The following is a 3,896-nucleotide window of genomic DNA, read 5'->3' as shown; positions in this document are numbered from 1 at the left end:
CAACCCACCCCCACCCCCACCCATACCCACCAGCCCCACTGCCCCCTCTGCATCATCGGCGGCTTTAGCGACGGGGCCTTCCCCATCGTTTCAGTTCCGATTCCAGCCCCCCAAACAGGCCCATGCCTGGTGTCGCTCGAGGCCCCCAAACCCTACCTGCGCCCGGCTTTCCCTCTGCTTAACCGGGGGCCGCCCCTGCTGGTTTAGCGAGTACGCCGCCCTGCACGAGCGGTTGTGTAGCCGTTGTGGCAAAGCCTCGCTGCTGGTACTGGTCATAACCACTATAAGTTTGCTCTCCGTCTGGCAGGCACAGCCTGTTGCCTGGCTGAATCATGCTGATACTGCATCCCCCAGCTCCCCCTCCCCCTTTGCTCCCGGGCCAGACCGTGGTGCTGGAGGCGGGTGTTTACCGTGGTCCCTGGGAGATTAGCACCCCGGGGGTGCGCCTGGTGGCCCGCCCGGGGGCGGTGCTGGATGCGGGCGGTAGGGGCAGCGGGCTTCTGCTTTCGGCCCCCGGCATTGTGGTGGAGGGCCTCGAGGTGCGCAACGTAGGCCCCGGCGATGACTTTTATGAACCCGACGCCGCCTTAGTGATGTACCGGTGTGCGGGCTGCGTGGCGCGGGGCCTGCGGGCAAAGGGTGTTACCGGGGGTATCCGGATTGAGCAATCCAATGGGGCAAGGGTCGAAAGCTCCACAATCTCGGGCACCGGGGTAGCCCCCGGCCTACAGACCTACCGCAGCGACGACGTGGCGCTCCTGAACAACCGCATCAGCGGATTCCTGGACAACCTCTACGTGGAATACGGCGAGCGGGTGGTGGTGGAGGGTAACCGGGTCGAGGCGGGTGAACGCTACGGCCTGCACCTGATGTTTACCTACCAGGCCCAGGTGAGGGGCAACCACAGCCAGCGCAACCGGGTGGGCTCGGCCCTCATGCACGGGGCCGAGAACCAGGTGGAAGGCAACACCTTCGCCCAGGAAGTAGGGCCTCTGCGCTACGGGCTTTTGTTGCAAGAGGAATGGAAAACTGTACTGAAGAACAACCGCTTTGTGCAGAGTACTGTTGGGCTTTTGTCGCTGGACTCGAGGGACACCCGCCTCGACGGTAACCGCTTCGAGAACAACGGTACCGCCCTGCTCTTCGCCCGCGACACCGATCAGAACACACTCTTCGCTACCGGCAACACTTTTGTGGGTAACCTGCACGACCTAGCCGTAGACGACCCCAAAGCCAGGGTGCGCTTGCGGGGCAACGCTTTCGACCGGGCCTACCCCCTGCCCATCCCCCATCTGCCCAGCAGCAGCTTTGCCTTGCTGGCTGCCCGGCAGCCTGATCTGAGCCTCCTGGCCCTCTCACCGGGGGTGGTGCTCTGGGAGGCCGCCGAGGCCCGGGTGCCGGGGCTGCGGATGCTGGCCCTGGCCGATTTGGAAGCCCGGCCCGCTGCGCGGCCCACCGCAGGCATAGCGCCCGGTTTTGTGGGGCTGGCCTTTTTGAGCCTGCTGGGAGGGTTATGGTTGAGGTCGTAGGCCTGCGCAAAAAAGGCCGCCTGGAAGGGATTAGCCTTCGTCTGGAGGCGGGCAGCCTGGCCCTGCTGGGCCCCAACGGGGCCGGTAAGAGCACCCTGCTGGGCCTGCTGGCCGGGCGGCTAAAGCCTGATGGCGGCTTGGTGCGGCTCTTCGGACACGATCCCCGCAGCCTGGGGGCGGCTCGAGCCCGCGCCTATATCCCTCAGCACCTGGCCTTCCCCGCTACCCTGCGGGTAGAAGAGGTACTGGAAGCAGCCCGAAGGCTCAAAGGTGCAAGTTCGGCCGACAAGGACGAGGCCCTGGAGCGCATGGGCTTACAGGCCCACTACAAGCGCCCCGTAGCACAGCTCTCGGGGGGCTGGCGGCAGCGGCTGGCCCTGGCGGCTGGGCTCATGGGTTACCCGCCGCTCTGGCTTTTGGACGAACCTTCCTCGGCCCTGGATACCGAAGGTCTGGACCGTTTGCAGGACTGGCTCTCGGCCCACCTGACCATGGGTGGACTGGTTATTTTGTCGGCTCACCGGCAAGAAGAAATCTCGCGCCTGGCCGAGCGGTTTATCCGCCTGGAAAACGGCCGGGTAGTAGAACAAGGCAGTGTGAACCATGTACAAGAACCGTCGTGAAGTGATCAAGATGCTTTCGGCTTTAGGCGCTTCGACTGCGCTTTCGCAGGCCCTGGCCCAGCATATGCAGCAGATGCAAGCCCCCTCCGCCGCCCCGGCCAATCTGGAAACCATCTCCGCCAAATCTGTCCCCTGGGAGCAGGGCACCTGCGCCTTCTGCTCGATGCCCCTCAAGACCCCGGCCCCCGGCGCCTGGATGAACCGCACCTTTACTCCGGGCTTCTTCGAGCAGACCTACAGCCAGATTGCCCTCAAAGAGCCGCAAAAGGGAATGGAGGCCATTCACTTCGAGTCCATCGCCTGCATGGTCAACTACGCCTGGGTCTACGGCCTGCGCGACGGGGTGGGCAGCACCTTCTACGTGGCCGACCGGGGGCTTTACGACCCCGCCAAAGGCCCCGAAGCTGTACGATTGATGCCCGCCCGCCAGGCCGTCTACCTGTGGGGTGAGAAGCGCGGCTGGGTGGTGATGGATGCAAAAATTGCCGCCTTCAGTTCCAAGGTAGAAGCGGAGGTCTTTGCCCGCAAAAACCCCGACTTAGGCCGCACCCGTATCCTGGACTGGCAGACCCTGCTGGACCTGGCCCCCCTGCCTGAGATGAACCTGGTGAACCTCCTGGCCAAACACACCGGTCTGCTCAAATAAACCCAGGCGCTTGGGCCGGGGGCTTTTTCATACCCTCGGCCCTGTTGGCGCACCGATACCTTGTTTTGCGGCACGTTTTGAAGCACGTAGATTGTCCCAAAAATTGCAATGTGCGGCTCATCGAGGGGGACTACATTGCGCACCAAATTCTTTGATACAAGACCACGAGGAACCTCTATGCAACGACGCACCATCATCAAAGGACTGCTGGCCCTGCCCCTGGGCTTTGGGCTATTGCAGCCCGCGCTGGCCGCAGCCCGGCCCCTGCGGGTAGGGGTAGATGCCTGCCCCTACTGCAACATGACCATCCTGGACGCGCGCTATGCAGCCCAGATGGTGACTACCACCGGAAAGGTTTACCAGTACGACGACGTAGGCTGCCTGCTCGACCATCTACTGGGTTACGGCGGCCCCCAGGCCACCCCCAAGGAGCTCTACGTAGCCGATTTTGCCACCTCCGAGCGCCGGGAGGCCCGCTTTATTCCGACCCAGGAGGCCCACTTTTTGTTCAATGAGCGCATTCGTACCCCCATGGGGGTGGGCTTGCTGGCTTTTAGCAGCAGCACAGCCCTGGAGGCTTACCTGAAAGAGCGCCCCCAACACGCCGGAGAAAAACTGCGCTGGAATGAACTCCTCGCGCGGGGTCGCAAGCAAGCCTGGGTACCCGGCTACGGCAGGTGACCATGGCCCTCCTGCCCCTGTACACCAAGGCCCTTTTGCGTAACCCCTGGGCCCTGGCCCCGGTGGTACTGCTGCCCCTGCTGGCCCTGGCCTTCCTGGGCCGGGGCGAGGCGGTGGCGGTGGTCTCGCTTTTTGCCTCGCTGGCGCTCTTGTTGCCGCCCTTTGTGTTGGCCTTGAGCGTACCCCTGCTGACCCTGCGGGAGGACTGGGCCTTCTGGGCCGGGATGCCCCAGAGCCCGGCACGGCTCTATCTCTTCGGGGTGTTGGGGGTGGGGCTGGGCTTTAGCCTGCCCATTCTGGCCGGGCTGGCCCTGGCGGCAGGGCTGCTGGGCTTGGGGAGCAAGGCAGCCAGCCTTCTGATGCTCAGTGGGCTGGGCCTTCTGTGGGTCTGGGTGGCCCTGGCGGGCTGGGTGGGGG

At 64.3% G+C, this 3,896-nt stretch carries 4 protein-coding genes and 2 pseudogenes; all 6 read left to right on the top strand.

Annotated elements, in window-relative coordinates; translation table 11 throughout:
- A pseudogene (locus Mhypo_RS18275) lies at window positions 1-207 on the top strand (hypothetical protein); the annotation flags it as partial.
- Window positions 208-332: 125 nt separating this feature from the next.
- On the top strand, window positions 333-1,529 hold the full coding sequence (locus Mhypo_RS17335) for a NosD domain-containing protein (RefSeq protein ID WP_119342480.1): 1,197 nt from the start codon (window positions 333-335) through the stop codon (window positions 1,527-1,529).
- A complete protein-coding gene (locus tag Mhypo_RS17330; RefSeq protein WP_119342479.1) occupies window positions 1,514-2,152 on the top strand; it encodes an ABC transporter ATP-binding protein in 639 nt (212 codons plus the stop codon). The genes Mhypo_RS17335 and Mhypo_RS17330 overlap by 16 nt, the downstream gene beginning before the upstream one ends.
- On the top strand, window positions 2,133-2,798 hold the full coding sequence (locus Mhypo_RS17325) for a nitrous oxide reductase accessory protein NosL (protein ID WP_170148350.1): 666 nt from the start codon (window positions 2,133-2,135) through the stop codon (window positions 2,796-2,798). The genes Mhypo_RS17330 and Mhypo_RS17325 overlap by 20 nt, the downstream gene beginning before the upstream one ends.
- 177 nt (window positions 2,799-2,975) lie before the next feature.
- Window positions 2,976-3,479 carry a nitrous oxide reductase accessory protein NosL gene (locus Mhypo_RS17320; RefSeq protein WP_119342477.1) on the top strand — a complete coding sequence of 168 codons (504 nt, stop codon included), beginning with the start codon at window positions 2,976-2,978 and terminating at the stop codon, window positions 3,477-3,479.
- A gap of 2 nt (window positions 3,480-3,481) precedes the next feature.
- Window positions 3,482-3,896 (top strand): annotated as a pseudogene (locus Mhypo_RS17315) (hypothetical protein); the annotation flags it as partial.

The organism is Meiothermus hypogaeus, from assembly GCF_003574035.1.
Taxonomy (GTDB): domain Bacteria; phylum Deinococcota; class Deinococci; order Deinococcales; family Thermaceae; genus Meiothermus; species Meiothermus hypogaeus.
This window is presented reverse-complemented; position numbering and strand designations above follow the sequence as displayed.

What these genes read in the sequence shown, in the direction of transcription:
- Mhypo_RS17335 (WP_119342480.1), top strand. Translation starts at nt 333, where the DNA reads ATGCTGATACTGCATCCCCCAGCTCCCCCTCCCCCTTTGCTCCCGGGC.
- Mhypo_RS17330 (WP_119342479.1), top strand. Translation starts at nt 1,514, where the DNA reads ATGGTTGAGGTCGTAGGCCTGCGCAAAAAAGGCCGCCTGGAAGGGATT.
- Mhypo_RS17320 (WP_119342477.1), top strand. Translation starts at nt 2,976, where the DNA reads ATGCAACGACGCACCATCATCAAAGGACTGCTGGCCCTGCCCCTGGGC.
- Mhypo_RS17325 (WP_170148350.1), top strand. Translation starts at nt 2,133, where the DNA reads ATGTACAAGAACCGTCGTGAAGTGATCAAGATGCTTTCGGCTTTAGGC.